General features: G+C 46.5%; 23 protein-coding genes and 1 tRNA gene. 10 read left to right on the top strand and 14 right to left on the bottom strand.

What is annotated here, in order from left to right; genetic code table 11:
* Positions 1–310: 310 nt before the first annotated feature.
* From MYF79_RS23565 to MYF79_RS23550, 4 genes are all read right to left on the bottom strand, one after another.
* On the bottom strand, positions 311–637 hold the full coding sequence (locus MYF79_RS23565; RefSeq protein ID WP_247810276.1) for a helix-turn-helix domain-containing protein: 327 nt from the start codon (positions 635–637) through the stop codon (positions 311–313).
* A gap of 72 nt (positions 638–709) precedes the next feature.
* Complete coding sequence (locus MYF79_RS23560) at positions 710–1,981, bottom strand: site-specific integrase (protein WP_247810275.1); 1,272 nt, start codon at positions 1,979–1,981, stop codon at positions 710–712.
* A gap of 297 nt (positions 1,982–2,278) precedes the next feature.
* Positions 2,279–2,352 (bottom strand) — tRNA-Pro (locus tag MYF79_RS23555).
* A gap of 116 nt (positions 2,353–2,468) precedes the next feature.
* A complete protein-coding gene (locus tag MYF79_RS23550) occupies positions 2,469–3,467 on the bottom strand; it encodes a DUF3592 domain-containing protein (protein ID WP_247810274.1) in 999 nt (332 codons plus the stop codon).
* 302 nt (positions 3,468–3,769) lie between these two features.
* On the opposite strand from MYF79_RS23550, the gene MYF79_RS23545 reads away from it, so the two are divergent.
* Positions 3,770–6,196 (top strand): CshA/CshB family fibrillar adhesin-related protein, encoded by a 2,427-nt coding sequence (locus MYF79_RS23545; RefSeq protein ID WP_247810273.1) that lies wholly within the window; start codon positions 3,770–3,772, stop codon positions 6,194–6,196.
* A gap of 38 nt (positions 6,197–6,234) precedes the next feature.
* Here MYF79_RS23545 and MYF79_RS23540 read toward each other — a convergent pair whose 3' ends face one another.
* From MYF79_RS23540 to MYF79_RS23530, 3 genes are all read right to left on the bottom strand, one after another.
* Positions 6,235–6,495, bottom strand: a complete 261-nt coding sequence (locus MYF79_RS23540) for a YciI family protein (protein WP_247810272.1) — start codon at positions 6,493–6,495, stop codon at positions 6,235–6,237.
* Positions 6,496–6,627: 132 nt separating this feature from the next.
* Positions 6,628–8,001, bottom strand: coding sequence for a glycoside hydrolase family 47 protein (locus tag MYF79_RS23535; RefSeq protein ID WP_247810271.1), 1,374 nt, complete (start codon positions 7,999–8,001; stop codon positions 6,628–6,630).
* An 82-nt stretch (positions 8,002–8,083) separates the two neighbouring features.
* Positions 8,084–8,923, bottom strand: a complete 840-nt coding sequence (locus tag MYF79_RS23530; protein WP_247810270.1) for an AraC family transcriptional regulator — start codon at positions 8,921–8,923, stop codon at positions 8,084–8,086.
* A gap of 229 nt (positions 8,924–9,152) precedes the next feature.
* Here MYF79_RS23530 and MYF79_RS23525 point away from each other — a divergent pair, with 229 nt between their 5' ends.
* Positions 9,153–10,595: a glycoside hydrolase family 130 protein gene (locus MYF79_RS23525; protein ID WP_247810269.1), complete on the top strand. Its 1,443-nt coding sequence runs from the start codon at positions 9,153–9,155 to the stop codon at positions 10,593–10,595.
* Here MYF79_RS23525 and MYF79_RS23520 read toward each other — a convergent pair whose 3' ends face one another.
* From MYF79_RS23520 to MYF79_RS23510, 3 genes are read right to left on the bottom strand one after another with little or no spacing between them, the layout of a single operon-like run.
* Positions 10,596–11,606, bottom strand: a complete 1,011-nt coding sequence (locus MYF79_RS23520; protein ID WP_247810268.1) for a glycosyltransferase family 4 protein — start codon at positions 11,604–11,606, stop codon at positions 10,596–10,598.
* Entirely contained in the window at positions 11,607–12,701 is a 1,095-nt protein-coding gene (locus tag MYF79_RS23515; RefSeq protein WP_247810267.1) for a glycosyltransferase, read from the bottom strand.
* Between the two features lie 34 nt (positions 12,702–12,735).
* Positions 12,736–13,932, bottom strand: coding sequence for a glycosyltransferase (locus MYF79_RS23510; protein ID WP_247810266.1), 1,197 nt, complete (start codon positions 13,930–13,932; stop codon positions 12,736–12,738).
* A gap of 217 nt (positions 13,933–14,149) precedes the next feature.
* Between MYF79_RS23510 and MYF79_RS23505 the strand changes: the two genes are divergently transcribed.
* On the top strand, positions 14,150–14,569 hold the full coding sequence (locus MYF79_RS23505) for a Dabb family protein (RefSeq protein WP_247810265.1): 420 nt from the start codon (positions 14,150–14,152) through the stop codon (positions 14,567–14,569).
* A 126-nt stretch (positions 14,570–14,695) separates the two neighbouring features.
* Positions 14,696–15,097, top strand: a complete 402-nt coding sequence (locus MYF79_RS23500; protein ID WP_247810264.1) for a hypothetical protein — start codon at positions 14,696–14,698, stop codon at positions 15,095–15,097.
* 91 nt (positions 15,098–15,188) lie between these two features.
* Here MYF79_RS23500 and MYF79_RS23495 read toward each other — a convergent pair whose 3' ends face one another.
* From MYF79_RS23495 to MYF79_RS23485, 3 genes are all read right to left on the bottom strand, one after another.
* Complete coding sequence (locus tag MYF79_RS23495) at positions 15,189–17,777, bottom strand: outer membrane beta-barrel family protein (RefSeq protein ID WP_247810263.1); 2,589 nt, start codon at positions 17,775–17,777, stop codon at positions 15,189–15,191.
* Positions 17,778–17,913: 136 nt separating this feature from the next.
* Positions 17,914–18,627, bottom strand: a complete 714-nt coding sequence (locus tag MYF79_RS23490; protein ID WP_247810262.1) for a LytR/AlgR family response regulator transcription factor — start codon at positions 18,625–18,627, stop codon at positions 17,914–17,916.
* Positions 18,628–18,635: 8 nt separating this feature from the next.
* Positions 18,636–19,691, bottom strand: a complete 1,056-nt coding sequence (locus MYF79_RS23485; protein WP_247810261.1) for a sensor histidine kinase — start codon at positions 19,689–19,691, stop codon at positions 18,636–18,638.
* Positions 19,692–19,910: 219 nt separating this feature from the next.
* Between MYF79_RS23485 and MYF79_RS23480 the strand changes: the two genes are divergently transcribed.
* From MYF79_RS23480 to MYF79_RS23460, 5 genes are all read left to right on the top strand, one after another.
* On the top strand, positions 19,911–21,416 hold the full coding sequence (locus MYF79_RS23480) for a PAS domain-containing sensor histidine kinase (RefSeq protein ID WP_247810260.1): 1,506 nt from the start codon (positions 19,911–19,913) through the stop codon (positions 21,414–21,416).
* On the top strand, positions 21,409–21,816 hold the full coding sequence (locus MYF79_RS23475) for a response regulator (protein ID WP_247810259.1): 408 nt from the start codon (positions 21,409–21,411) through the stop codon (positions 21,814–21,816). The genes MYF79_RS23480 and MYF79_RS23475 overlap by 8 nt, the downstream gene beginning before the upstream one ends.
* A gap of 150 nt (positions 21,817–21,966) precedes the next feature.
* On the top strand, positions 21,967–23,382 hold the full coding sequence (locus tag MYF79_RS23470) for an MBL fold metallo-hydrolase (RefSeq protein WP_247810258.1): 1,416 nt from the start codon (positions 21,967–21,969) through the stop codon (positions 23,380–23,382).
* A 48-nt stretch (positions 23,383–23,430) separates the two neighbouring features.
* Positions 23,431–23,640 (top strand): hypothetical protein, encoded by a 210-nt coding sequence (locus MYF79_RS23465; protein WP_247810257.1) that lies wholly within the window; start codon positions 23,431–23,433, stop codon positions 23,638–23,640.
* Positions 23,641–23,685: 45 nt separating this feature from the next.
* Positions 23,686–24,552, top strand: coding sequence for an aldose 1-epimerase family protein (locus MYF79_RS23460; RefSeq protein ID WP_247810256.1), 867 nt, complete (start codon positions 23,686–23,688; stop codon positions 24,550–24,552).
* A 203-nt stretch (positions 24,553–24,755) separates the two neighbouring features.
* Here MYF79_RS23460 and MYF79_RS23455 read toward each other — a convergent pair whose 3' ends face one another.
* Positions 24,756–25,385: a CGNR zinc finger domain-containing protein gene (locus MYF79_RS23455; protein ID WP_247810255.1), complete on the bottom strand. Its 630-nt coding sequence runs from the start codon at positions 25,383–25,385 to the stop codon at positions 24,756–24,758.
* A gap of 115 nt (positions 25,386–25,500) precedes the next feature.
* Here MYF79_RS23455 and MYF79_RS23450 point away from each other — a divergent pair, with 115 nt between their 5' ends.
* Positions 25,501–26,442: an EamA family transporter gene (locus MYF79_RS23450; protein WP_247810254.1), complete on the top strand. Its 942-nt coding sequence runs from the start codon at positions 25,501–25,503 to the stop codon at positions 26,440–26,442.
* Positions 26,443–26,492 lie beyond the last annotated feature (50 nt).

Here is a 26,492-nt window from a genome sequence, read left to right as displayed (position 1 = left end):
GCTGCTGAGCATATATTTGCAAGGCATAATCGTGAGCGTTATTACTGCGTTCCTGTACAACTGAAGGCGCTTCTTCTAAGAAATTCAACGGCGCAATTAGCCGGAAAATGCCCGTAAATAGCGTTCTGACGGGCTAAGCTCACCGGCTTTGTTAAAGAGTATACTTTCGATTGAGAAGGTATACTGCATTTCAAATAGTTGCATAAATGCCTTCGTGTTATTTTATTACGTATATAGTACAACGTTATTTATGCGATAATTTGTTGCTTCTGCCTTCAGAGTATTAATAAAAAAGGAAGCCCCCTTTTTTTTATTTACGGGGATTACGCAAGTTTCTTTTCTCTTTGTCCAAAAGCCTTTCTATATCCTTATAGTCATAATATAGAGCGCCTCCAAGTTTCGTATATGGTAACGTTCCATTTAGTCGTAGTGTTTGTAATGTACCGGCGGATACATTTAATAGTTTTCGTACCTCATAAGTTTTTAGCCACTTCTTCGGTTCTTCGTTATGGCTTTTCCCTAATAACTGCAGTATTTCTTCCAGTAGTTCTATCTTAAACCTCTTGAGATCTTCCAAAGTAACCCAAGGCACAAGTAGTCCTCCAGTTCCTTTAGGATCATTAGTCAGCTCTCCCATAAAATGAGTTTTGCCGAAAACTCACTTTAATGGAAGAGCTTATATCCCATACTCTCCCTACTCCCCAATAATTTATACCTCCAACAATTCGATAGGTGACAGCAGTTGTTTTCTTTCTTTAATCTTATTTTCCAGTCCTTTGGTTTCTTCTTCAATCCATTCTTCGTCCGCTTCTGTATACCCTTCGGTCGTTGTGATTTTAGCATGGCCCATCATCATTTGCACAACCTTAATATCCACACCCATTTTTAACGCAACAGTTGAAGCGAAGGTATGGCGAGCAATGTGGAAGGTAAGGGTGAACGGAATCCTGGCAAGCTCCTGTAGGATCTTAAGACAACGATTGACTTCCTGATTGGTGATTGGCGGAAAAACCTTTTCCTTAGCCACTGCTCGTGGATCGTCTTTATACTTTTTGATAATTGCGACAGCAGTTTGTAGGATAGGGACCGCGGTGAACTCTTCGGATTTTAATCGATAATGGTTGCACCAGAACGTGCCTGATGGTGTGACGTCAAAATTGTCCATAGTCAGTGCCATAACATCAGCAAAGGCAAAGCCGGTATAGCAACTAAAAATAAAAAGGTCTCTTGCGTAAGCTAATTCCGGTGTAACAAGATCTAATTTCTCCAATGCCACGATCTGGTGCCATTTGAGCTTCTTGGTTTTCGTCTTTATTCTGAAAGGCGCAAAATCTACAAAAGGATCTTCCTTTAACCATTTCATCAGTTTGCCCCAGCCTACTATTTGCTTTAGCCTGTCCAAGTGTTTTGCCGTTCCGTTAATGTGGCAGGGATCATGCTTCTTTAAAGGATGAAGAGGGATGTAGGTTTCAAGCTCCTTTATGAAGGGAAAATCCAATTGGGAAACATGTATATCCTCCTTGTTATACTTATACTTTATGAAATTTTCCACATAGGCCGCAGTAGCGCCAAAGTTTTTAAGTGACCCTGGCGCGAGATTTTTTCCCTCATGAATCTTATGCAATTTTATCAACGCCATTACAGTGTGATCTTTATTTTTGACCACCTGCTTTCCGGTATAGATCGTTTTTATGTCTTCTGCTTCGAAAGGCTCACATTTATCGACAAGTTCTTTATAAATCCGTTTAAGGTTGAACCTGACATTGTCAATATGGTTATTTAGAAGTCTTGCTGCCTCAGATTTGCCCTTTACTGTTTCCGATTCTGAATTCCATTGATCCTTTTGAATTTGATCCTTGAGGCTGATTTCTACAGGCTCGCCTCCGTTTAACGTGATTCTAGCGTATACTACTGCAAGATCCTTTGAGCCTTTGACATTGCGCACAATGAAGTCAATGCCAAATGTGTTTTGTGCATTCATAACAATTCATTTTTTAGGTTTTTAATGCCGTTTGTTATCACTCTCACAGTCCACTCACCGCCGGGCAGTGAAATCATCACGTAAACGGCACCAAAAGGCAACAGAAAAAATGATATTACTTTTTGAATGCCAAAGAGTTACAACGGTTTTCGTGAGTAATGTTCGGTAAAAAAATTACTCACGGAATTACTCACGGATAGATTGGTATGAATTGATATAATTTGATAGGCTGGAAAAAGAAAAAGCCCGCAAATATTGACTATTTGCGGGCTTTAAAACGAATTAAGGTGTGTTTCGTCGGGATGACAAGATTCGAACTTGCGGCCTCTTCGTCCCGAACGAAGCGCGCTACCGGGCTGCGCTACATCCCGAAGTATCTCTCAGAGAGCAAACCAAATTAATAAGCTTTCAAAAAATAGCCAAATTTTTCTGTTAATAAAAAAGGCGTCTGAATAAACCAGACGCCTTTTTTATCGGGAGAAAATAGCTAATTCCTGAACATAGTCACCACCAGAGCCGTCTCCGTATTAAGGCCCGCTGCCGCAGCAATAATGGAAGAATTGTCATTCTGATCTACCTCACGTTCCAGCTGCTTTTTATGTACTACCAGCTTCAGATCACCTTTGGTATAGATCGACAAGGTGCCTATCTGGTTTTCACGGGCAGTAGTGTCTGTTGCTTCCTTTTTGAAACCCGAATTACGGATATCGTCCATCATGCTCACGAAACCATCGCGCATCGCAACATAAGTCACGCGTACATGTGGCTCGGCGCTGAAGAAGACCTTTTTGCTCTCGTTCATGTAAGTGGTGCTGTCATCATCAGCTGTTGTCCAGCGATAGCTGATCTTGTTCAAGGCCGGCAGAATGCTGTCGCCCGGCATGTTCAGCATCTTTGACATGTCTTCAAGGGTCAGATTCCTGCTTTTGATACCTGTAAATTCCTCTACCATTTCGTCTCCCAGCAAGATCTTCACAAGAGAGGGATGTTTGGTGGAATAGATCACTTCCACATGCTGGCCTTTGCTGGCATGTTCATATTGTTCGCTTTCTACGTCCTTTTGGGTACGTACATGTTTCCCCTGTTTGGTGTAGTAGGATATTGTCAATTTGTAAGTGCTGCTTTTGGAGCTTTTCCTGTAATAACCATCTACGATGGTAGCAGGCACTCTTTCACCGAACTGTTTCAATTCCTCGTTCTCCAGTTTAGTGTAATGCATCCCGAATACGATCATCAGTACGATTGCAACAGGTATACATACAAACGCCATATTGTGATACCACTGTTTGGGATGTCTGTCCCATTGTGTGATCTCTTCTATGTCTGTAAAGTCTGCAAATGTCTGCGCCATAAAGATGAAGCATAAAATACCCCCGACAATGGCCAGGAAAACCGGCATAAACAGGTACATATCTGCCGGCATCCAGGTATACCATATCAGGAATGTAAGTAGGAGCAGTACGCCCCAGATAATTCTTCTTTTCATATGTATAGGGTTGTAGTGTGTAATCAGGTAAGAGGTTTATGATGCAGTAATAAGCTATTCGCAGTCAATGATTTGTCCCAGGCTAATGTAAACTGGTTGCAAATATACATTTTTTGTTATATGATAGAGGCCAGTTACTATTTTAAATTATTATTTTTTTTACTATTTTGATGTATTTTACAGGAGAACATACTTGAAAGCCGCTGTAGTAGCTTGTTTTGGCCGTAGGTGATGAAAATGAAATAGTTAGCCATAGACGCATATCTATACCTGAAAAACGATCCCTATAATTATATAATCTGATGCCAAAATTTTTACTACTATCCACATTCCTGTTATGGTTTCATACTCAGTCATTTGCGCAACTGGCCGATAAAGGGGCCGGATCTTTGAAAAACCTTGTGTGGTGGATGGACTGGGCTGATGTGAAGATTGAAGACGGAATTACGAAAACATTTATTACCGCTGATGGGCTTACCATCACTGCCACCTTTTCAGGTGTGGCGGGAACGCCTCTTGCACCCGGTATTATGAATACCTGGAATGGCGCTATCCTGAAAAACCTGTACAACTTTTCTGATCCGGCCATCAAGCCGGCCATTGCTGCTCCGAACAATTTCAACAACAGCAATTTCACGCTTACTGTGAAGGCTACCCGCCGTGGGAAGCCAATTGCCTTTACATTGGTAGCCAGCGATGCAGAAGCAAGTAATTCACTGGAAACGCTGACCATGACTACCTCCGCCGGCAACTGGCGCACGCTGGAATTCTTCAGGAATTCATCGCAGGTAAATAATCCTGCATCCGGTTGCGGTACACAAACGATCAGCATTACAGAAACATATGCAGGAACACCTAACGTCGGACAATTACCGATCGTAGCTACCGACGTACCGGCAACAGGAAATGTAAAGGTAGACGTCAGCCTGTTGAGGTCTACACACGGCAGCAGTGCTGTTGCCTTTGGCATTATTGAAGCGGTGGATGAAGGCGACCTGCCTGCCAGTTATGGCTATGCTACACATCAATTGGTATACGCTACACAAAACCCCTGTAATGCCCAGGCGCCATTGCCGGCCACTGCATGGGATACTAACCTGAAACTGGGCAGTATTGCCGGCGATGCAGATGCTGTTGGTATGAGCGACGATAATCAGCAGGGACAGGATGAGGAAGCTGTTACAGCCTTCCGCGACTATAATGGCAATGGTGTGTATGATGTCACTGTTCCACTCACAAATACCACGGGAAAAACAGCCTATCTCAGTGCCTGGTTCGACTATAACCGCAACGGTATGTTCGAGGTGAATGAATCTGTTACTGCAACAGTAGCGCCCAATGCAACAGTGGCTACACTGACCTGGACCTCGCTGCCTGCCGGATTTATTGCCGGAAGGGTTCCCCTGTATGGATTCAGGTTCCGTTTGTCAACCGATCTGCAGGCTGTTAGAACGCCCAACGGTCTTGCGCCTGATGGAGAAGTGGAAGATTATCTCGTCAGCATCAAAGCGCCCTGCTCGGCCAATATCAATACTTTATCCAACATGGTGCTTTGCGCCGGTAAACCGGCACAATTAAATGCTACCGGTGGCATCAGCTATAAATGGACGCCTGCCACAGGATTATCATCAGACAGTATTCCCGATCCGGTGGCAACACCCACGGTAACAACTACCTATAAGGTAAGCGGAGTAGATGCTTCCGGTTGCCCCGGCACGGCCACGCTTACCATCTATGTCAATCCTTCTCCCATATTTACCAAAAGAAGTGATACCGCTATCTGTGCCGGCAACAGTCTGCAGCTTTCAGCGGTTTCCGATATTCCGGCTACTTACAGCTGGTGGCCGGATTCTTCATTGAACAACAGTATTATTCCCAATCCTGTTGCTACTCCGCTCACCAGTACCAGCTATACTATAACCGCAACCACCATATACGGTTGTACCAGCAAATCTGCTATCAATATCACTGTAAATCCTGCACCCGATATGAGAGTGATGCCGGATACACCGGTGGTGTGCCTGGGGCAGTCGGTGGAGATCCAGGCCAGGGGCGCCGATGTGTATGAGTGGTATACCGACCGGGATTCATTACTGACTACCAATTCGCTGATCGCTGTAGCGCCTACCTGCGATTCCACTTTTAAGATCTACATGGAGCAGCATACCTGTGCCGTTGCAGACACTTTCCTGGTGCCGGTAAAGGTATACGACCTGCCGGTTACTGCGGTTACAAAATCTGGCGATATTGACTGCGCGCATCCGGAAGTGCTCCTTGAGGCCAGCGGAGGTGTTTATTACAACTGGCAGCCTGCCAATGGTATGGCGAACAACTTAGTGGCAAATCCTGTCGTGTCTCCGGTAAAAACAGCTACCTATGAAGTGACGGTGATGGATGAACACGGCTGCACGCAGGTGGAAACAGTGACCGTGAATGTGGACATTGCACTGGCTTTCACGCGCTCGCCCATTCCAACGGCTTTTACACCTAATGGCGATGGTAAGAACGATTGCTTCGGATTAAAGTTCTGGGGTGAAACAAATACATTCGAGTTCAGCATATATAACCGCGTAGGAAACCTCGTGTTTAATACACGCTACCCGGGCGACTGCTGGGATGGGACCTTCAAAGGTATGGAGCAGCCGGCAGGTTCCTACATATACATGATCAAAGCTAAAACGATCTGCGGGGATGTATTAAGGAGAGGTACTGTGGTACTGGCCCGTTAAAGAACTGAGAGGGTGCTTCAGATAATTGAAGCATCCTCTTATAGCATCTCGTCCATCCAGTCCCTGATCGTTACTGACTTTACCATTCCTTCCAGGATAAACGGATCTTCCTGCACAAACTGTTCCGCAGCTTCCCTCGTCCTGAAAATGGCCATGTTTCCCCTGTCTGCAAAAGGCCCCGCACCAATCAGCTCACCACTTTCGATATATTTTTCCATCACGGCCTTGTGCCTGGGGTAAATGCTCATAATAGTCTCCATAGAGGCTCCGGATGATTCACCGATTACTACTGTTTTCATGGTTGATATTTTTCACAATATAAAACAAAGCAGGTATACAATAACAAGCATGTTGGGATAGATAAGTATAAAGAGAGAAGGTGCCTCAATTACTTTGAAACACCCTCTCTGCTGTATATAGCGCTGGTTAACTTATAATGTGATACCAAGCCGTCTCTCTATTTCTGCTGCTTTAAAATCTGCTATTCTGAAAGGATGCGCTTCGGTATTGAAAACATATTCCGCCGTATTCAAACCGGTATCCGGTGTAAACAGCAGGTAGAAATATTTCATCGTTTCTGCAAAGAAATAGGTCGGTAGTCCGTTCTGTTGTTGCTTTGTCCGTACGTCGGCTATAGATGAAAAGGCATTTACCGTTTTACAATATTTCAGTATATCGCTGTAATACTGTTTACCCATCTGCAGGTAGGTAGTATCTTTTGTATAATCGTACAGATACCAGGCAGACGCTATGATCTCAGCATTCAGTTCATAGGAGGGAGCAGCAGGCAGTTGTTTACGATAATCATAGATCATCGGTTCCAGTCCATACTTCCTCCACAGGCCATTCCAGGTAGATTGAAGCTTGGCAGCTCTTTCAGCGTCATCATCAATGCACAGCAACGAAGGGAGGAATGCATCATAAAGCGTTACTGTGCTGTTCTTCATCTCACCCGTGTACATATCTGTTTTCCTGTACCACAATGCCGTATCACTTTCTTCCGCATCGTACCTGTGAACAGCAGTGATGGTCTGCTCCCACATGGTTTTGATCTCAGGGTCTTTAAACAGCAGCCAGGTCTTCAGCAGGTATTCATAGAAGACATCCCCGCCGGCGCCGATAAAGCTGACTGTCTCCAGCCAATCTCCCGTTTCAGTATTGATCACGTTTCCTACAAGATTGATCGCAGAACGTCTGCCATAAACGGCCAGCGTTGCTTTCTTGGCTGCCTGGTAATATTTCGGATCTTTTGTATAGTAGCTCAGGATGCCCATTTCCAGGGTATACGCTGCCGCTTCAGCCGTGTTCACCTTTTCTCCTCTTGCCTTGCCCGTCTTCAGGTTCACCCAGTAGTAGGGAATACCTGTAGGCGATTTGAAGGCCTGTAACAAACGGTCGCCCAGATCTTTTGTGAGCTCCAGCACTTTCGGATTGTGTGTGTAGGAATACATGGCAAGCAAGCCCCCCAGCACACGCTTATTCATATCAAAGGTCTTCACATATACGTCAGTATTAAAACTGCAGCTGTCTGTAATGTATTTTTCTATCTCCCTGGCCTGTTTCTGAAGGCCCATCACTTTCATGGTGCTGTATGCGTCGAGGGGAGAGATGTGTAGTGGTGCTTCATACCAGTCTGTGTACTGCTTCGTTAACGGCAATAGCACGTCATGGCCCCATGCGTATCGTTTGTAGGTGTCCCAGGCTTTTACAAATTCCTGTTTTACACTGTTCGATAACTCCGCTGTCTGGGCTTTCACAGGTAGGTAGCAGATCATGGCTGCGGCAGCCAGGATGCATTTTCTCATCGGATACTAAATTATAACCTGCGAAGTTAATAAAGCGCTCATACTATTGCGCTAACAAATATATTTTTTACGTTATAACGATCTAGGCCAGTCGCTGGTGCTGATCGCGGTACTGGGAAGGTGTCTGCTTGTAAATGGTCTGGAACTGTTTGTAGAAGTGGCCCAGGTTGTTAAATCCGCAGTCATGGCAGATGCTCTTAATAGGGGCATTGGTCACCGCCAGTTGCCTGGCGGCAAACTGCATACGTAATTCCGCTACAAGCGAGGATAGGGTCTTATTATAGCATTTTTTGACGGTCCGGTTCACATGATCAATATTACGGCCGCAGATGGAGGCAAAACCACGGGCGCCAAGACGGAACAGGTCTGACTGGACCGGGAACTGCTGAACAGCATTATTCAGCCAGGCCGGAATGTCCTGATTATCAGGTTGCTGTTCATCAGGCAACAAAAGCCTGAAAAGCAACAGCAGGAAACTGTCCAGGTGGATGGCGGAGTATTGGTGCTTCCAGATCTTTTCCGCCTGGTGGGTCACACTACGGAGCATATTGACGTCAAGGGCCGCCTGGTAGGGAAGAGGGCCTTTTTTCCAGAAGAAATCGTCCGTTCCGCTAAAGTACCTTTTACGGAAATACTGCACCGTTTTCAGGGAAAAGGCCAGGTTCATCATGGTAATGCCCTGCCGGTTGGAGGCAAATGTATGCTGGTCTTCTGCGCGTATCATGACCAGGTCGCCGGTGTTCAGGGGTACTTTTTTCCCATTAATGAGATGGGTACCGCTGCCATGCTCAATCCAGAATATCTCTGCAAAGTCATGGTTATGCAGGGATATATCATCGCGTGAAAAGATCTTCACCCGGGCAAGATGAAACATTTCACCCCTGTTAATAAAGTGGCGTAGGAGAAATTTAGTGACTTTCATAACGTGCCTCAGCTGTTTAAAGATAAGAATTTCCAGTCAGATGTGCCCGCTATCCTTTCCATTGGCTCAAATATTGTTTGCTCAAAGGCTCATATTGCGGCCTCCCTCCATTCGCTATAAAAGCACCAAACGGTGACGCCGCTACGTGGATCGTAAATCCTTAACATTAAAAGAGTTAACTTTATAGGTATATATTTCTTAACCCAGTAGATTGTTGCGTATGTTAAGCATGACGAGAAAAAACATCAGGATTACCCCCGATTTTAAGAGAGTGATTCCACGCTTTTTTAATTCAGGGAACGAACGTTCTCTTCAAATCATCAACAAAGTGGTGGAAATGCCGGAGGATGCGGTATGTGAAGTGCTAGGCAGTGTGAAGAAAGAATTTTCCTGCAGGTACAAAGACATCAATGAGATCTTTGAGAGACACTACAGCAGGATCAGTCACCTGGTGCCCAATGGAATGACAGTGACCACAGAAAGGCAGCATTTACTGGGAGCTTATTTTACCATGGAATACTCCCTGGAAGCCGCCGCTCTTTTTAATCCTTCTGTGGTGGAAGCACCCGACCAGTCGGGCCTGAAGCCCGGGGAAAAGCGGGTCATAGTCAGCTTCAGAGCAACGGGAGAAAGTCATATTTCTTCTATCGAATTCCGGGAAGGAGTGCTGGACAAGGATTGTAACATCCACCTCGAACCTCCCGCCCGGTTCCTGACAGAAGGAAAGCTGACCGGTGAAAAGCTGAATGATAAAGAACATTTTGCCCAGCAATTGTCCCAGTTACGCCTGCCGGAAGACATCCACGTCGGCATATTGCACCAGCTTACCGGGGAATTCACCTACTCTGAAATAGATATCGTACTGCGTACCCTGCTGAGAGGCATTAAAGATCCTTCCGACCAGCAGAACATGAAGCAACATGTACTTGAATTAGTAGACGCCAGTTATGAGCTGCATTTCCCTGATTATACAGGCTTGTCAGAACGTGTTATCTTCCCGGTAACCTTTACAGAAAAGAATGGTATAGAAGACGCCCGTTTTGTGAAATTTGTAGAGGAAGAGGGATCCTGCACTTACTACGCGACTTACACCGCTTATGACGGTTCGTTCATCCTGCCTAAGCTGATCAAGACCTGCGACTTCCAGCATTTCGAGGTGTCTCCTTTATACGGGAAAGGGGCAGTGAATAAGAACCTCGCACTCTTTCCCAAAAAGATCAACGGGAAATATGCCATGCTGTCAAGAATAGATGGCGTGAACAATTATATCATGTTCTCAGACGATCTCTATGAATGGGAGAATCCTATCCTGCTGCAGCAGCCTAAATATCCGTGGGAGTTTGTGCAGATAGGTAATGCCGGCTCACCTTTGCTGACTGAAAAGGGATGGCTGATCATTTCGCATGGCGTAGGGCCTATGCGTAAATATTGCCTGGGCGCCGCTCTCTTCGATCTGGAAGATCCTACGAAGGAGCTGGGCCGTCTGCAATATCCTTTGCTGATGCCTAAGGAAGATGAGCGGGATGGTTATGTACCGAATGTGGTCTATTCCTGTGGTGCCATGATCCATGAAGGGATGGTCTTTATTCCTTATGCAGTATCCGATTATGCATCATCATTTGCCAGTGTACCGCTGGATAAATTACTGAAAGCTTTATTAAAAGGAGGATAGTCAGGCTGTACTGACTATCCTTTTATATACCTCGATATAACGGGTTACCATTTGCTCCTGGCTGAAATTGGCCATTGCATGCCGGTGACAGCTATACCGTTGAATGTTCTCTATACCCGCTACGGCAGCTACAGCTTCTTCTACTGTATTGACGAGGAAACCGGTCTTCCCTTCCAGTATCAGCTCTTTCATAGCGCCCCTGTTAAATGCAATGACAGGCGTACCACACATCATCGCTTCTGCAATGCTCAATCCAAAGGGTTCTTCAAACATTACAGGATGCAGTAATGCTTTTGCACCGCCCAGCAGCTGGTTACGCTCTGCAGGTCCTACATTCCCTTTGTAAATAACAGTGTCGCCATCAATAAAAGGTTCCACCTGCTCCTTAAAATAACGGGCATCCTGTATCAGGCCACAGATGACCAGCTGCATGTTCAATTGCTGTGCAATCGTTATTGCCAGGTGTGTGCCTTTTTCAGGATGTATCCTGCCAAAACTCAACAGGTATTCTTCCGGTACTTCCCGGAAAGAGAATAAGGACTCATCAATGCCATTATATACAGTAGCAATATACCTTAATTCACCGCTCCGGTCACTGTTGCTGATAGATACATAATGACCGCTATTGTTGTACTTTTTATACACCGGTATAATGTCCGGCGAAGAGAAGCCGTGAATAGTGGTCAGCATCGGTGTGGAGATCAGCCGGGAATAGGTGAGGGGCAGAAAATCATAATGATTGTGTATGAGATCAAATTCATCTGCTCTCTCCATCAGGGCTGAAATATGAAGGCATTCCCATACCTTGAAGTCAGCCGGTTGTTCTCCCAGGGGATGATCGCATACGGACGACAATTTTGCACGGGTGACAGAATCGCCCGTGGCAAAAAGTGTTACATCAATTCCTTTTTTTACAAGACCTTCAGTAAGTACGGAGGTCACCTGTTCCCACGGGCCATACTGGCGGGGAGGAGTGCGCCAGACGATAGGGGATAGAACTGCTATTTTCATTTATCTGTCTAACATTTCAGAAACGGCAAAATAAGCGATCCAGAACGCGATGGTGCTTTCTGCGCCCTGGTTTTCGTTGACCCTGTCGGGGTGTAAACCATCAGAACAACCACCGGTATCTTTATCATATAAGGGCTGCTCTAAGGCATTCTCACCCATGAACCACTGCCACGAGCGTATACCCCTGGCCAGGAATTTTTTATCGCCCGTGATATGGAATGCCTGCTGATAGAACAATACCATGGCCATCACGTCCAGGGGCTGCTGATCAAACAAGGCGGTAGTACCACCCTTACTGCACCAGCCATTATTACCGACAGGATACAGTACCCCATCACGAAACACTTTGGATTCCAGGAAGCAGATAGCCTCCAGGGCCGTATGCAGGTACTCTTCCTGCCGTGCAATCTGGTAAGCATGCAGGAGGGCCAGCGGTATCATGGCATTGTCGTAGGTCAGCACTTCCTCAAACCAGTGCCAGTCCTTATCCGAGTATCTGCGATATTCATGTACCAGTTTATCCGCCAGCTGCGTAGCCCTGTTCAGGTGCTCGTCCTGCGGGTGATGGGAGCCTATGAACATACATAACCCGATCAGGCTATTGGCAATGCCCCTGAGGGAGATCAGCTTGTCCATATGAGGCGCAGCCTTCAGGAAAATATCTTCCGCCGTTTTGATGGTCAGCGGCGAGGGCCCGTCAGCTACCAGGTAACCCAGGGCCATAATAGTCCTGCCATAAGCATCTTCCGAGCCGCCGTCTATCACGATCTGTTTGTTATAATGCATGAAGTTGTGAAAATAACCGTCTTCCATTTGCATATAATGGATAAAGCTCAGGTAAACGGACATCAGCTTCAGCATCTCGGGGTGTCTGACCTGTTTCCATGCCAGCACAGTGAGTAACAGTGCCCGGGAATTATCGTCAGTACAATAACCTTCTTTCCTGTTGGGCATATTGCGCAGGGCATGTTGTATCATGCCCGTGCTGTCAGTCATATTCAACACGTGATCAGGGTTAAATGCCGGTAAGGCTATTTTGCCGGTTACGGGTTCTTTTTTTTGAATGGTTTTCGTTGGCTGCAAATGCGGATGCATATTATTTTTTTTAGTGAACAATAGGCGATGCCGGTTACAGTGCTACAATATTATTGTATGTAGAAGATTGTTTTCTCATCAGTTCATAGAACAGCATCGCATGTTTGCGGGCAACTGTACCCCAAAGGGTGTTCCTGGTCCGCATGAATGCTTTTTTACCCATTTCATGTCTCAGCGGTTCATTGCGCAGCAGATTGATGGCGTTATCGGCAAGCGCATTTTCATCGCCCGACTGAATAATGATGCCTGTATCTTCGTCCAGCATTTCATTGGCTAGCACAAAGGCATTGGATATGATGGCACAACCGGCGCTCATCGCGTACATAAACGTACCGCTCATAGCCTGGTTGGGGTCTTTTGAAGTAAAAAGATAAATATCAGTAAGAGACAGATACTTCAATAGTTGATCTGTCGGGATGAATTCATTGACAAGTTTTACATTTTGTGTAAGATTATTTTCCGCGATCAGTCGCTCGAGACTTTCCCGGTAAGTTTCTCCCTCACTCTCTACTAAATTGGGGTGAGTATTCCCCAGTATGACGTACACTGCTTCCGGAAATTCCGCAGCTATCTTCACCATTGCTTTGATGCCGAGCTCAATTCCCTTGTTTGGACTAAGCAGTCCGAAGGTGGTCAGGATCTTTTTATTCTGCAGATTGAACCTGTTTTTCAATTCTGCCCTGTTGGCAGGAGGAATAGGATGCGTACCATGAGGTATGATCAGCAGCTTCTCCGGTTCAATATCATAGTCTTCCACGAGTAGTCTGTGTGAATGCTGGGTCATTACGATCACTTTGTCGGCCAGCAGGCAGATGCTTCTTACCAGCTTCAGCCTTTCATTGTCAGGATCAGGTAATACAGTATGGAAACGGATGATAAAAGGCTTGCTCAGTAAGGAAAGGAAGGCGAGTACATACTCTCCCATATTTCCGCCGAAAAGCCCGAATTCATGTTCGACGCAAACCATCTTCACAGCAGGATTCTGATTGATCGCTTCCGCACCCGCTATACAGGAATTCAACCGGCAGCCATCCATCACCATCGAGACGGGTGCTGCATAGTTTTCTGTATTGGCCCTTTTATCCAATGCACATATACTGATCTCAAACTCTTGCTTCAGCAGATGGGTTAGTTCTTTGGTGAGATCGGCGGTAAAAGTGGCTATGCCGCATTTGCGGGGGGAGTAAGTACTCACAAAGAGAATCTCTGGCTTCATATCAAATGTATCCATATAATTGTTTTTAACGAAGTAGTTGCCAATAGGTCCACCAAATCAGCCGGTGAGGAATAAATAGGGCCGGGGTTCAAAGCTGTATGTGTCTTAGTATGATCCTGATCATAGAATTACAAAAAGCGAACCAGTTGAACTGGCACACCTTGGTGAAGATAGGATGCTAATGTGGGATATCCGGATATTTTTCCTATTTTCCTTGATAAAAAATAACCCGATGTCGAAACAAACCAGACGACAGTTCCTTTCCGCAGCAGGTAAAACAGCCGCGGTGGCAGGCGTAGCTACGATGACCGGCGGAGCCGCCATGGCAATGCCACCGGCAGAAAAAGTATTCGTGCACCACGTTTATTTCTGGCTGCATAATCCGGATAGCCAGGAAGACAAAGCCAAATTGATTGCCGGATTGCAAAAGCTGGCAAAAGGGGCTAAAACTATCAAACAGCACCATATCGGTACGCCTTCTACCACCAATCGCGATGTAATAGACCGGTCTTATCAGGTGTCCTGGTTGCTGTTCTTTAAAAACAAAGCTGATCAGGACATCTATCAGACAGATCCTGCTCACCTGAAGTTTATAGAAGAATGTTCTTCCCTTTGGAAAAAAGTGATCGTATACGATTCCGAGGATATTTGATGATACTTTGTATATTTGGAACAACAGCCAGTCCGCTATCGGCGGACTGGCATTAATACCAGCCAGGATCTTTTATAATAGCTGAAACCAATGCCAGCCTGATCGTCATCATTAAAGTGATTTATTATGCTGAAACGACTCATTGGACTGCTCTTTCCCCCGACGCGACAAGACCCCAATGCCCGTCTGAAAATGACCGGGAACAGAATAACGGTGAACGCTGCCGATTTTACTGTTTTTACATCCAATTACTATGAGGAAGCAGATAATACCGACAGCCTCGAAGTGCGCATGCTGGATGGCCTCATTGGCCACCAGACCGACCATGTAAGGGAACGGGAGATATGTTATCTATCCTGCGCCTACCAGGCCGACAACAACACGCATATTGAATTACTCAGTCCCTACATTTATAAAGACCGGGTGACGGTCAACTTCCTGCTGGAAAGGCATCAGCAGATCTCTATCTACCTGAATCCTGCCGATTGCAGGGAATATTACTTTGATCTCGACTTCATGAATGCCTGAGGGATTTTCCCCTGAAGAATATTGTCATAAAACAAAGAACGAATGGCTGTCTGACCATTCGTTCTTTGTTTTGTTGTTCCTGTATATGATATTATTGCATACCATCCATCATGCCCTGGTTGCCGGCGCCCGAACTCTTACGTTTGAAGAGGGAGGCGTCTATTTTCCCGAAGCGATAAGCAATGTTCAGCTTGATCATTTGCGGGTTCCTTAAGCGGGTATAATTCTGGGTGAAATAAGCACTGTATGAATACTGATCCGTTTTCCGGCTGCGGAAGATGTCGCTGACCGCAATTGTAGCACTTAGCGCCTTGCTCTTCAGGAAGCTCTTCTTCAGCGCCAGGTCTATACCATAGAAAGAACGTATATAACCCTGTGAGGAGCTCTGTGCTTCCATTCCGGGAGGACCACCACCGAAACCATTGTTGGTATTGATCGGCAGGTTGGTCTTTGACTGATAGGTGGCAGTCAGTTGCAGTTCCATAGCGGCTGGCAGCTTAAAGTTACTGTTCAGCTTACCGAATACGCTCCACAATGCTTTCTGATTGGCTACCGCCGTCTGGCCGGCGTCTACTTTTGAATTGTACATGTTGATGTTGGTCGACATGTCCCACCACTTCGTAAAGTAGTTCTGCACCGTGATCTCCGCACCGGTAGTATAACTGCCCTTCGCATTGATGAAGGTGTTGATCAGCGCGGTATTGCCCGTGGTCGGGTCTGTCTGGCGGTCTATATAACTGGTAATGGTGTTGTCAGTGTATTTATAGTATACGGACCCCAGGAAAGTGTGGTTACCCTTGAACGTTTTCAGGTAAGACAGTTCCAGTGACTGTGTGAACTCCGGTACCAGGCCCGGGTTACCTTTTGTAATATTCAACTTGTCGGTAGAGTCTGCAAAAGGTATCAGCTGGAAGAAGTTCGGACGGTTGATACGGCGGGTAGCGCTCAGCTGTACTTCCTGGTCATGTTTGAATTTCTGGCTCAGGAAAATGGTAGGGAACAGGCTGGTCGGATAGCTGTTACTGAATTTTTGTCCCGTCTGGATCAGTTCCCCTGTGTATTTTGAACTTTCACCGCGTAACCCCAGTTTATAGCTGAAATTATGAATGCTGTTGCTGAACGTTACATAGGCAGCATATACGCTCTCATTGTTCTTGTAATTGCTCGTATTACCGGATGTGAGATCGTATTCATCGCTGGTTTCGTTGAACAGGTAGTTATAGTTGGCGTTTTCGATATGACGGAAGTTGGCCCTCAGACCAGCCTCCAGCTTGCCTTTGGCGCCGATTGGCTTTACATAGTCTGTCTGAGCTGTAATATTTCGCATCTTACCATTGCCGGAGATCTTTTCCAGTTTGTTGCTGCTGACTGCACCGCCTTTGATATTGTAGAAGTCTGTATTATAATCGGAACTATTGGTAGCGCTGCCACCGAAGTAGTTCGCATCCACTGTCAGTTCTTCTCCTTCATGAGGAAAGAGATGTTTCATGCCCAACACTAAACCGGTTCCGTTGAACACACGTTTGCCGGCTGTTACCCTGCGGCTGAACGCCGTTGTGGGAGCGCCGCTGAATAGTGTGTCTGTATTGATATCGAGGATGCTGGAAGGTTTGAAACTACCATGTACCCTGATACCGGAAACAGATAAGGTGGTACGGTTGGTAGCGAAATAATCAGCTCCCAGGCGACCGAACATAAACCCGCCATTGCTTTTAGACGTATTTTCCTGCAGGGTATGGATATCCGGATCGCTGGAAATGTCATAACGGTCTGTTTTACCGGTCGTACGGTCGCGCATCTGGTTGATCATACCACTGGCAGTCAGGTTCAGCTTGCCCTGACGCAGGTTAAAATCAGCGCCGCCGTTGAAGCCGCCACGTTTGTCCACGCCTGCACGGAGATTTCCGTTATAGCCCGTTTTACGGTTCTTTTTCAGTACGATGTTCACAATACCTGCGCCGCCCCCGGAAGCGTCGTATTTGGCGCTGGGAGCTGTCATTACCTCCACGCTTTCAATAGCGTCAGCAGGGATCTGGTCGAGGGTGAGCGTAGTAGGACGGCCGTCAATGTACAACTGAGGGGTCGCATTGCGCATGGTCATGTTACCATCGATGTCGACATTAACAGAAGGCACGTTTTTCATCACATCCGTGGCGGTACCACCGGCGCTGGAAATACTCTTTTCGACATTGAACACCTTTTTATCCATATCCACTTTCATGAGCGGCTTGGTGCCGGTCACCGTTACGCCCTGCAGCTGACTGATATCGCTGGTCAGTTTGATGTTGCCGAGGTCTTTATCGAAAGACGGCATGGTGCCCGGAGCCGGTTTCTTTGTCATGAAGGACACTACCTGGGAATAAGGCTTGAAGCCCGTGGCAGAGATCTTCAGGACAAGGGGGCCCATGATAGGCAGTTCCTCCAGGTTGAATTCACCATTATTCTGGGTAATAACCCCCTTTATCAACACATCTTTTTTGGTCTTCGTGGCGGAGTCGAAACGGTTCTGGAATACGATCACCGAGGTATAAGGCATGGGCTTTCCCTCGTTGTCGAGTATTTTTCCATAGAGGCGGCCTATGCTGGGTGGTTTACCTCCGGCAAAACCTCCGGGCTTCTGCTGCGCGGATAGTTGAACGGAGAAAGTTAGCAAGGCGAAAAGCCAGAGAATTCTTTGCATGATTAACATTCTTATAGAGACAAAACTAATAGCGTATTTCCATTATACATAGCAAATGAGACAACGTCTGAAAATAATGCGACGAAATAGCCGGAAATTAACGTTGTCAGGCCCTACATGATAAGCTGGTAAAGGCTTATCTGATGCCTGTGAGGGCGGCCACCGCTTCCCGGTAATTGTCGCCCACGGGTAGTTCCATGGCGCCAATAAACACACTGTTTTTCCGGATGGCGGTAATATGCGCCACCGCAATAATATATGATTTGTGAATGCGGATGAACCTGGCGGGTGCCAGTTGTTCTTCCACCTGTTTTAATGGCATACGTGTTACAACGGGTTTGGTTGCTCCGCTCAGGTGAATCCTGATATAATCTTTCAAAGCTTCGATCCAGATGATGTCGGCCACATTGATCTTCAACAGGCTGTAATCGGAATTGACAAAAAAGAATTCCGGTGTGCCGGCAGCGGAAGCGGTTGCCGGCTGATGCTTCAGCTGGTAAAGTTCCCGGGCCTTATTACAGGCCTTGATAAAACGGGGCAATGATACGGGTTTTACCAGGTAATCCGTTACGTCCAGCTCAAATCCTTCCAGCGCGTATTTTTCATAGGCCGTAATGAGGATGATCATGGGTTTATGCGCCAGGCTTTGTATAAATTGCAGTCCTGTCAACCCGGGCATTTGTATATCAAGGAAGATCAGGTCCACTTCTTTTTCCTGCAATGCTCTGATAGCCTCAAATGCGTCAGCGCATTTGGCTACCAGTTCAAGGTAGGGTACCTGGCGGATGTTGTCTTCCAGCAAATCCAAAGCTAATGGTTCATCATCGACAGCTATACAACGTAAGGTCATAACTCAATTTAATGTAAATGTAATTGCAAAGACACAACAAACCATCCTTCTTTTTTACTGATCAATAGCTGATGGTTGTCCTTGTACAGGAGGTTGAGCCTTCTTTTCACATTTGTAAGCCCTATACCCGAGGTCTTGTCTTTTATTTCGGTATACTCCGGATTATACCTGTTCATCACGGTAAACTGCAGCAGGCTCTGACGGGCACGTAGTTCTATGTCAATGCGCGCGTCAGGTATCAGACCGGTTCCATGTTTAAACGCATTTTCCACGAATGGGATCAGGAGCATAGGCTCAATTTCATATCCATGCTCAGGCAGGTCCATTACAACATTAACCTGTACCTTGGCGCCGAAGCGTTGCTGCTGCAGGTCAATGTAACTCTGCAGGTAATCCGTCTCCTTATCCAGTGGCACTTTATCTTCATCTGCTTCATACAGCATATAACGCATGAGAGAGGATAGTTTGATCAGCGATGGCTCCAGCTGGTCTGACTGTTTCCTGGCCAGTGCCACCATGTTGTTCAGTACGTTGAACATAAAGTGGGGGCTGACCTGCGAGCGTAAGAGCGACAGTTCGGTTTTAAGATTTTCGTTTTCCTTTTCGCTGGCCAGCTTGTCTGCATTCAGCTTGTCGCGGATCATCTTCCAGGCTGTACTACAGGAAAGGATAAACAGCAGGGTAAAGAAAGTAAAAAGGATGGTAGGGCGCAATTCAAACTGTTTATGCGCTATAAAAGCCACTATGAACAGGCGGCGCGAATATACCAGTGCTGCAAAAAAGAACAGTAGTATGCCGCTGAACTGAAGGTATTTTTTACGGTATACAAGCTTAGGGATCAGGACACCGGCGTTCAGATAGAAAAAGAGGATCAGCACAAAGGCATTGATGATATAATGGATCTGCCATAAATGTTCATCCGGATCCGGCGCATGCCGCTGATCAGGCGAGGGACGTAAGAGATAGGGGAGGGAAAATAGCGTCACCCAGGCAATCACATGCAGAGCAACCTGCGCCCATCTTCTCGAATACCAGGCCTGCTTCGTGTCAGTAGTAGTTGTCATTACCGTATGTAACAGTTAAATAACCCAAAAGAACCTCAAAAATCCATATTATGTAAAAAAAATGAGATGAATACCGCTTTTTTGGCGGCAAACTTGCAGTTTTCTTTTATATTGCCGTCAATTAGAGATAATCCATTTATAATCATATCCTACGCCCCAGTAAGAGCTCAAATTAATCCGGTATTATTTGACTCGGTGTGTCAAAATAACTATGAATTGATGAAGATTGATCATGCGAACAGTTGGTTACCAGCAATAGCCGAGGCTATTGAAGAAGGGTATATTGCCATCGACGAGCAGGATCGGATCATCGCGTATAATAAATCCGCGTTAAAGGCGCTACAGGTATCTGAAACACAAATAGCCTCACCTGATTTCTGGAAGGCTGTCCGCATGCAGCCATTTGCGGCGATAGCGCAGAGAAAAGAAGTGGTGAAGAACAGAAAACTATGCCTTCCACAGTCAGACGGTGGTCATACCTGGCTCCGGCTGAATGGAAAGCCGCTTGTAACAGGCACGGCCACAGGATATATCCTTACATTTACAGACGTTACCCGCCTGATGGACACCAATGCATCGCTTAATCGGGTGATCAATGAGCTGGATGAAAGCCAGCGGATATTCAAAAGCGTGTTCGATTATTCACCGGCAGGTATTGGCCTTATCAGCTCCGATATTGTATGGCTGGATGTGAATGAGTCGCTGGCCGCCACACTGGGATACTCACCGGCAGAACTGAAAGGCACGGACGTATTCGACCTTATCCACCCTGACGACCGGCAGGAAGCACGTTTGCAGATCCGGAAGCTGATGGAAGGAGAAACAAATACCTACCGGGCAGAAAGAAGGTACCTGCACCGCAACGGAGATTATATCTGGGTGTTCCTGGCGGCATCCCGGATGCTGGGCATAGATGGAAGCCTTCGTTTCTACATCGTCCAGATGCTGGATATATCAGCCGCCAGGCAGCTGATCACGCAGGTGCAGGAGAAGAATATAGTGCTGCATGCCACCTCCGTCGATCTGCAACAGAAGATCAGGCAACTACAGGAATTCAACAGCATCATTGCACACAATCTGCGGGGGCCTGCCACAGCCCTGATGGACTCTACCGAGCTGCTGGGCGATGTGCATAGCGAAGAAGACAGGGGAACACTGCTGGAACACATGAAAACAGCCGCAGTTTCCATACTCGGAACCCTGAACGACCTGAAGGAAATGATTGATCTTCAGGTGAGTAAGCAGAGCCCGTTTACCCATTGTGAACTGGAGCCAATGATCAGGCAGGTGTGGAAATTATTAAGTCCGCAGATTGAGGAAAAAAATGCACATTTGTCGCTCAATTTGAGCGTACCCGTTATAAACTATGTGAAAGTATATTTGGAAAATATTTTATTTAACCTGATTAATAATGCAATAACTTATACGCGGCCCGGGGTAATACCTGACATCAGGATAGAAACATGGAAAGAGGATGATCACATCGTGTTGATGGTACAGGATAATGGCATAGGGATTGACCTTGAAAAACATCAGGAACAATTGTTCCGGTACAAGAGGATGTTTCACCGCGGTTACGACAGCAATGGCGTCGGCCTTTTTAAGATCAGGAACCAGATCAGGACATTCGGAGGTAATATCGAAGTCAAAAGTGAATCCGGCAGGGGTAGCAGTTTCTATGTTTATTTTAATAACCGCGTATACACCTTTCAGCAAGATGAATAAAGTTAAGCATGTTTGCATTGTCGATGATGATGAGCTATTCCAGTTTGTGATGCGACAGCACTTTGAGCGGCTGGAGCTAGTGGAAAACATCCATAAGTTCACGGATGGAGAACAGGCCCTTAATTACATTAAAACCCATCTCAATAGTCCGGATGATTTACCGGATCTGATCCTGCTGGATGTTAACATGCCATATATGGACGGCTGGCAGTTTATGCGCGAATTTGTGAAGCTGTCGCTGCCGGAAGATAAACATATCAGAATATACATCCTTACCAGTTCCACGCACGAAAGCGATCTCCAAAGGGCAAGAGAATTTCCCCGCCTCTCCGGGTACCTCGTTAAACCGATCAGCAAGAACATTATCCGCGAGCTGCTGACAGGGGCGGAGCAACATTGATACCTGCATCTTAACTGCTTATTACCCCCGCAGCTAATGGTCCCTGCAGCAGTGTCTGCTATACTGCATCAGTATCATCCTCTACTGTGATGATCGTCATCTTCCCGCTTTTACGTTTGCCGGACCTTTGCAGTATAAGTACGGTTAAACATGAAAATCGAACAACTTTACACAGGCTGCCTGGCTCATGGCGCCTACTACATTGAAAGTAACGGAGCCGCCGCGATCATTGATCCGCTGCGCGATGTGGCGTCCTATATCAGGAAAGCACAGCAGGATGATGCTGTTATAAAGTATGTACTGGAAACCCATTTCCATGCTGATTTCGTGTCGGGACACCTGGAGCTGGCAGCAGCTACCGGCGCTACCATCGTTTACGGCCCGGGAGCACAACCGGGTTTCCCTGCTCATATTGCCGCAGATGGTGAGCTCCTGACCCTGGGCGATGTAAAACTCAAAGTCCTGCATACGCCGGGGCATACCATGGAAAGCACCTGCTTTTTACTGCTCAGCGAAGCGGGAGAAGAGCTTGCGCTCTTCTCGGGCGATACACTTTTCATTGGTGATGTAGGACGTCCTGATCTGGCACAACAGGCTTCGGGGAAAACAAAGGAAGAACTGGCCGGTATCCTGTTCGATTCCCTGCGTAACAAGGTCATGCCCCTGCCCGGGCATATTACCATATATCCCGGTCATGGCGCGGGTAGTGCCTGCGGCAAGAATATGAGTGAACAGACAACAGATACATTGGCTCATCAGCTGTTGGTGAACTATGCACTCAGGAAGGACATGACGAGAGCAGAATTTATAAAGGAAGTAACCGAAGGCTTAACGCCCCCGCCTGCTTATTTCCCTATGAATGTAAACATGAACAAACAAGGTTACGGGCATATGGAAGACGTTGTGAAACGGGGCATACGTCCGCTTTCACCAGCAGCTTTTGAAGCCGCCGCCAATGAAACCGATGCTGTGATCCTGGATACCCGCGGCCCCGAAGTATTCATAGAAGGATTTATTCCCGGCGCTATCAATATTGGTGTGGATGGTAGTTTCGCTCCCTGGGCCGGTACCCTGATTCCCGGTGTGGAACAACCCATCCTTTTTGTTGCAGATCCCGGACGTGAAAAAGAAGTGGTTACCCGCCTGGCCCGCATAGGCTATGACAATACGATCGGTTACCTGGAAGGCGGCTTCGATGCCTGGAAAGCAGCCGGCAGGCCAACAGATAATATTACTGTGATCACCCCCGACGAACTGGCCGACCGCATGTTGTGGGTGCAGGCAAACATCCTGGATATACGCAGAAGAAGTGAATATGGTAACGAGCATGTAGAGAATGCCATCAATATGCCACTGGAATATATCAATGACAGCATGCAGACGCTGGATAAGAAACAACTCTACTATGTACATTGTGCCGGTGGTTATCGTTCCGCGATCTTTATATCCATTATGCGTACGCGGGGATATCATAACCTGGTAGATATCAAAGGAGGCCTGAAAGCCATGAAAGAAAGCGGACGTTTTCAGTTGACAGACTATCTCAGTCCTTTTCCGCTCCTTTGATCAGCTGGCATGTGTATTGCGTTGCTTGGCATATTAAACCTGCAACACATGAAAACACTTGGTATTATCCTCATCATTGCCGGTATTGCTATGATCGTGATACGCGGCTTCTCTGTAAAGACGGAAAAGAAAGTAGTGGACCTGGGCCCCCTGGAAGTCAATAAAACGGAAAACCGCTGGATAGGCTGGCCTACTTATGCAGGTGGTATTGTAGCTGTAGTGGGACTGGTGCTGGTATTGAGCAACAGGAAAAAATAAGGCATATAAGACCCGAATAGTTATTTTTGAGGCAAAAAGTTTCGTATGCCTGAATTAAAGAATGAGAAACTACGGGTAGTTGTTGCCGAAAAAGGAGCCGAGTTACAAAACATCGTCCGCACGGACTTAGGTCAGGAATATCTGTGGCATGCGGGACCGGAATGGGCTAAGAAAAGTCCCGTTTTGTTCCCGATAGTGGGCACTCTTAAAAATAACACTTATACATATAAAGGTAAAAGCTACACACTGGGCAGACATGGTTTTGCCCGTGACAAGGTATTTACCCTGACAGAACAGACAGATCACCAGTTGATCTTTGCGTTGAAAGACACTGCAGATACACTCGAGGTATATCCTTTCCATTTCAGTTTCCACGTCATATACTCTATTCACGATACCTCGCTGAAAGTGACTTATCTCGTGGAGAATACAGGGAAAGATACCATGTACTTTTCCGTAGGCGCCCATCCTGCCTTTAAAGTACCGTTGACGGAAGGTACGGGGTATGAAGATTACTACCTGTCTTTTAACGAGGAAGAGAATGATGGCGTATGGCCATTGTCAGCAGATGGACTGATCGAACTGACACCGGAACCATTCCTGGTAAAGACGCATAAACTACCATTGAAACATTCGCTGTTCTATAACGATGCCCTGGTTTTCAAAACGCTTGCATCCAATAGCATAGAACTGAAAAGTGACAAGTCGCCCCGCGGACTGAAACTCAAATATGACGGTTTCCCCTATATGGGCATATGGGCGGCGAAAGATGCGGATTTTGTGTGCATAGAGCCCTGGAATGGTATTGCCGACAGTGTAAATGCTTCAGGAGAAATTACCGGTAAGGAAGGGATCCACATCCTGGAAAAGGGTAAACATTTTGAGAGAAGCTGGACGGTGACGGTTTATTAAATCACCTGGGTGATAATGATGTTATATTCCCCGGGTTGTCACCCGGGTTATAATGATCTATCCCCGGATTGCCACCCGGGTTATAATGATCTATCCCCGGGTTGTCACCCGGGTTATAATGATCCATCCCCGGGTTGTCACCCGGGGCTACAAACACTGGGACTCCTGACGGAGTCCTTCCGTGGTGCGGCGTTCTTTGTAGTTTATTCGTCAGCTTTTTCTTTTTTCTTCTGGTAATAACGTTTTGACTTATCCGTGGTACCGCAGGTCAGCGGGCTGCACCAGCGTTTTTTATTGTTCTTGGTATGATCCAGGAATATCCATCCGCAGGTTTCACATTCTTTGATCCGTGCATGTTCCTCATTGGTAAGCACATCATAGGCTGATTTCATTACCACCCACAATGGCGCCATCAGGTCCGTATCATCCCTTTGCAGGATAGCCGCAATCCCTGATTCCGTCTTTTCGAACTGCAGGCGGGAGAGGGCATTGGCAAGCGCTTTATTGAACTTTTCCAATACGGCAGGTGAGAGGGTGATACCGTTATTTTCTGCAATGCCTGAAAAGAAATGGTACAGGATTTCCCGGGTACGTTTTAATTTCTGTAATGCCGTCGCTGCTGCTGACTTATTTGATATGGCATATTGCAGCAAAGCTGTTCGCTGCCCCTCTTCGAGGATATCCACTTTCCTGCACCAGTCTATCAATTCTTCATAGCTGCCCAGGTATTCATGCAGATTTATGCCTCTCCATGCATTTACCGTATTGATAAAATGAAAACAGAGTGCGCCGCCATCCAGCGGCAGGGTTGCTATAGATCTCTCTTTGCTCATCCATATCAAAGGTAAAGCAATTCATTTTATTACTATCAAAAAATATTTTGCTGGTAATAAAAGTTTGCTAATTTTATACCAGCAAATATAGTTTAACAAGTAAAAAGAGCAGGTGATGGCAGAAAGGAAAGCTCCACAGTGGTTGATTGTACTGGCATTTATGGCTGTTTATATTGTATGGGGCACTACCTACCTGGCCGTCATTTATGGCCTGCGTGGATTTCCTCCTTTTATGCTCTCCGCATTGCGCTACCTGATTGCAGCTTTGCTATTGCTGGTGTGGTGTTTCATTAAGAAGGAGCAATGGCCTGGCTGGCAGACGGTCCGTACCTGTGCCATCAGCGGCGTGTTCATGCTGGTAGGAGGTAGCGGTATGGTAGCCTGGGCGGAACAGTATGTTACGTCCGGACAGGCGGCCATTGTTATTGCCGCGGAACCTTTCCTCTTCTTACTGGCAGACAGGAAACGCTGGCGGCAGTATTTCTCCAACCGCTTCATTATCACAGGACTGCTGATCGGGTTTGCCGGTATCGTGCTGTTCTTTGGCGGCAGTGACGCTGCTTCAGCGCCTACAGGAGATGTTGGTACACAATGGATGGGGTATGCCGCAATATTGATCGGCACTGTTTTCTGGGTAGGTGGCGCTTTACATGCCGAAGGCCGCCTGGAGAAAGGTATTCCCAATATTGTCAGTTCCTGTATCCAGTTATTTGCCGCCGGAATATGCAGCAGTTTGTTGAGCGGTGTTTCCGGTGAATGGGGCAGGATCCGTTTTGCTGAAGTTCCTGCCGAAGCCTGGGCAGGCTTGTTTTACCTGGTTATTTTCGGCTCCCTGATAGCCTATATGGCATTTACCTGGCTCATAACAGTGCGTCCGCCGGCATTGGTCAGCACCCACACCTACGTTAATCCCGTAGTTGCGGTGCTGGTGGGCTGGGTTTTCGTGAATGAACAACTGGGCTGGATGCAATTGGTGGCCATGGTAGTGATCCTCCTGGGAGTACTGTTAACAAATTTCCCTTCTTATAAACTATCTTTTAATCAGCAACGCACCTGATATTTTTTGAATACCTTTGTCCGGAAGTTTAATTCAAGGAAGTAAATCGC

This window comes from Chitinophaga filiformis (genome assembly GCF_023100805.1).
Lineage (GTDB): Bacteria > Bacteroidota > Bacteroidia > Chitinophagales > Chitinophagaceae > Chitinophaga > Chitinophaga filiformis_B.
Note: the sequence above shows the minus strand (reverse complement) of the source record. Positions and strands in the feature narration are given on the sequence as shown.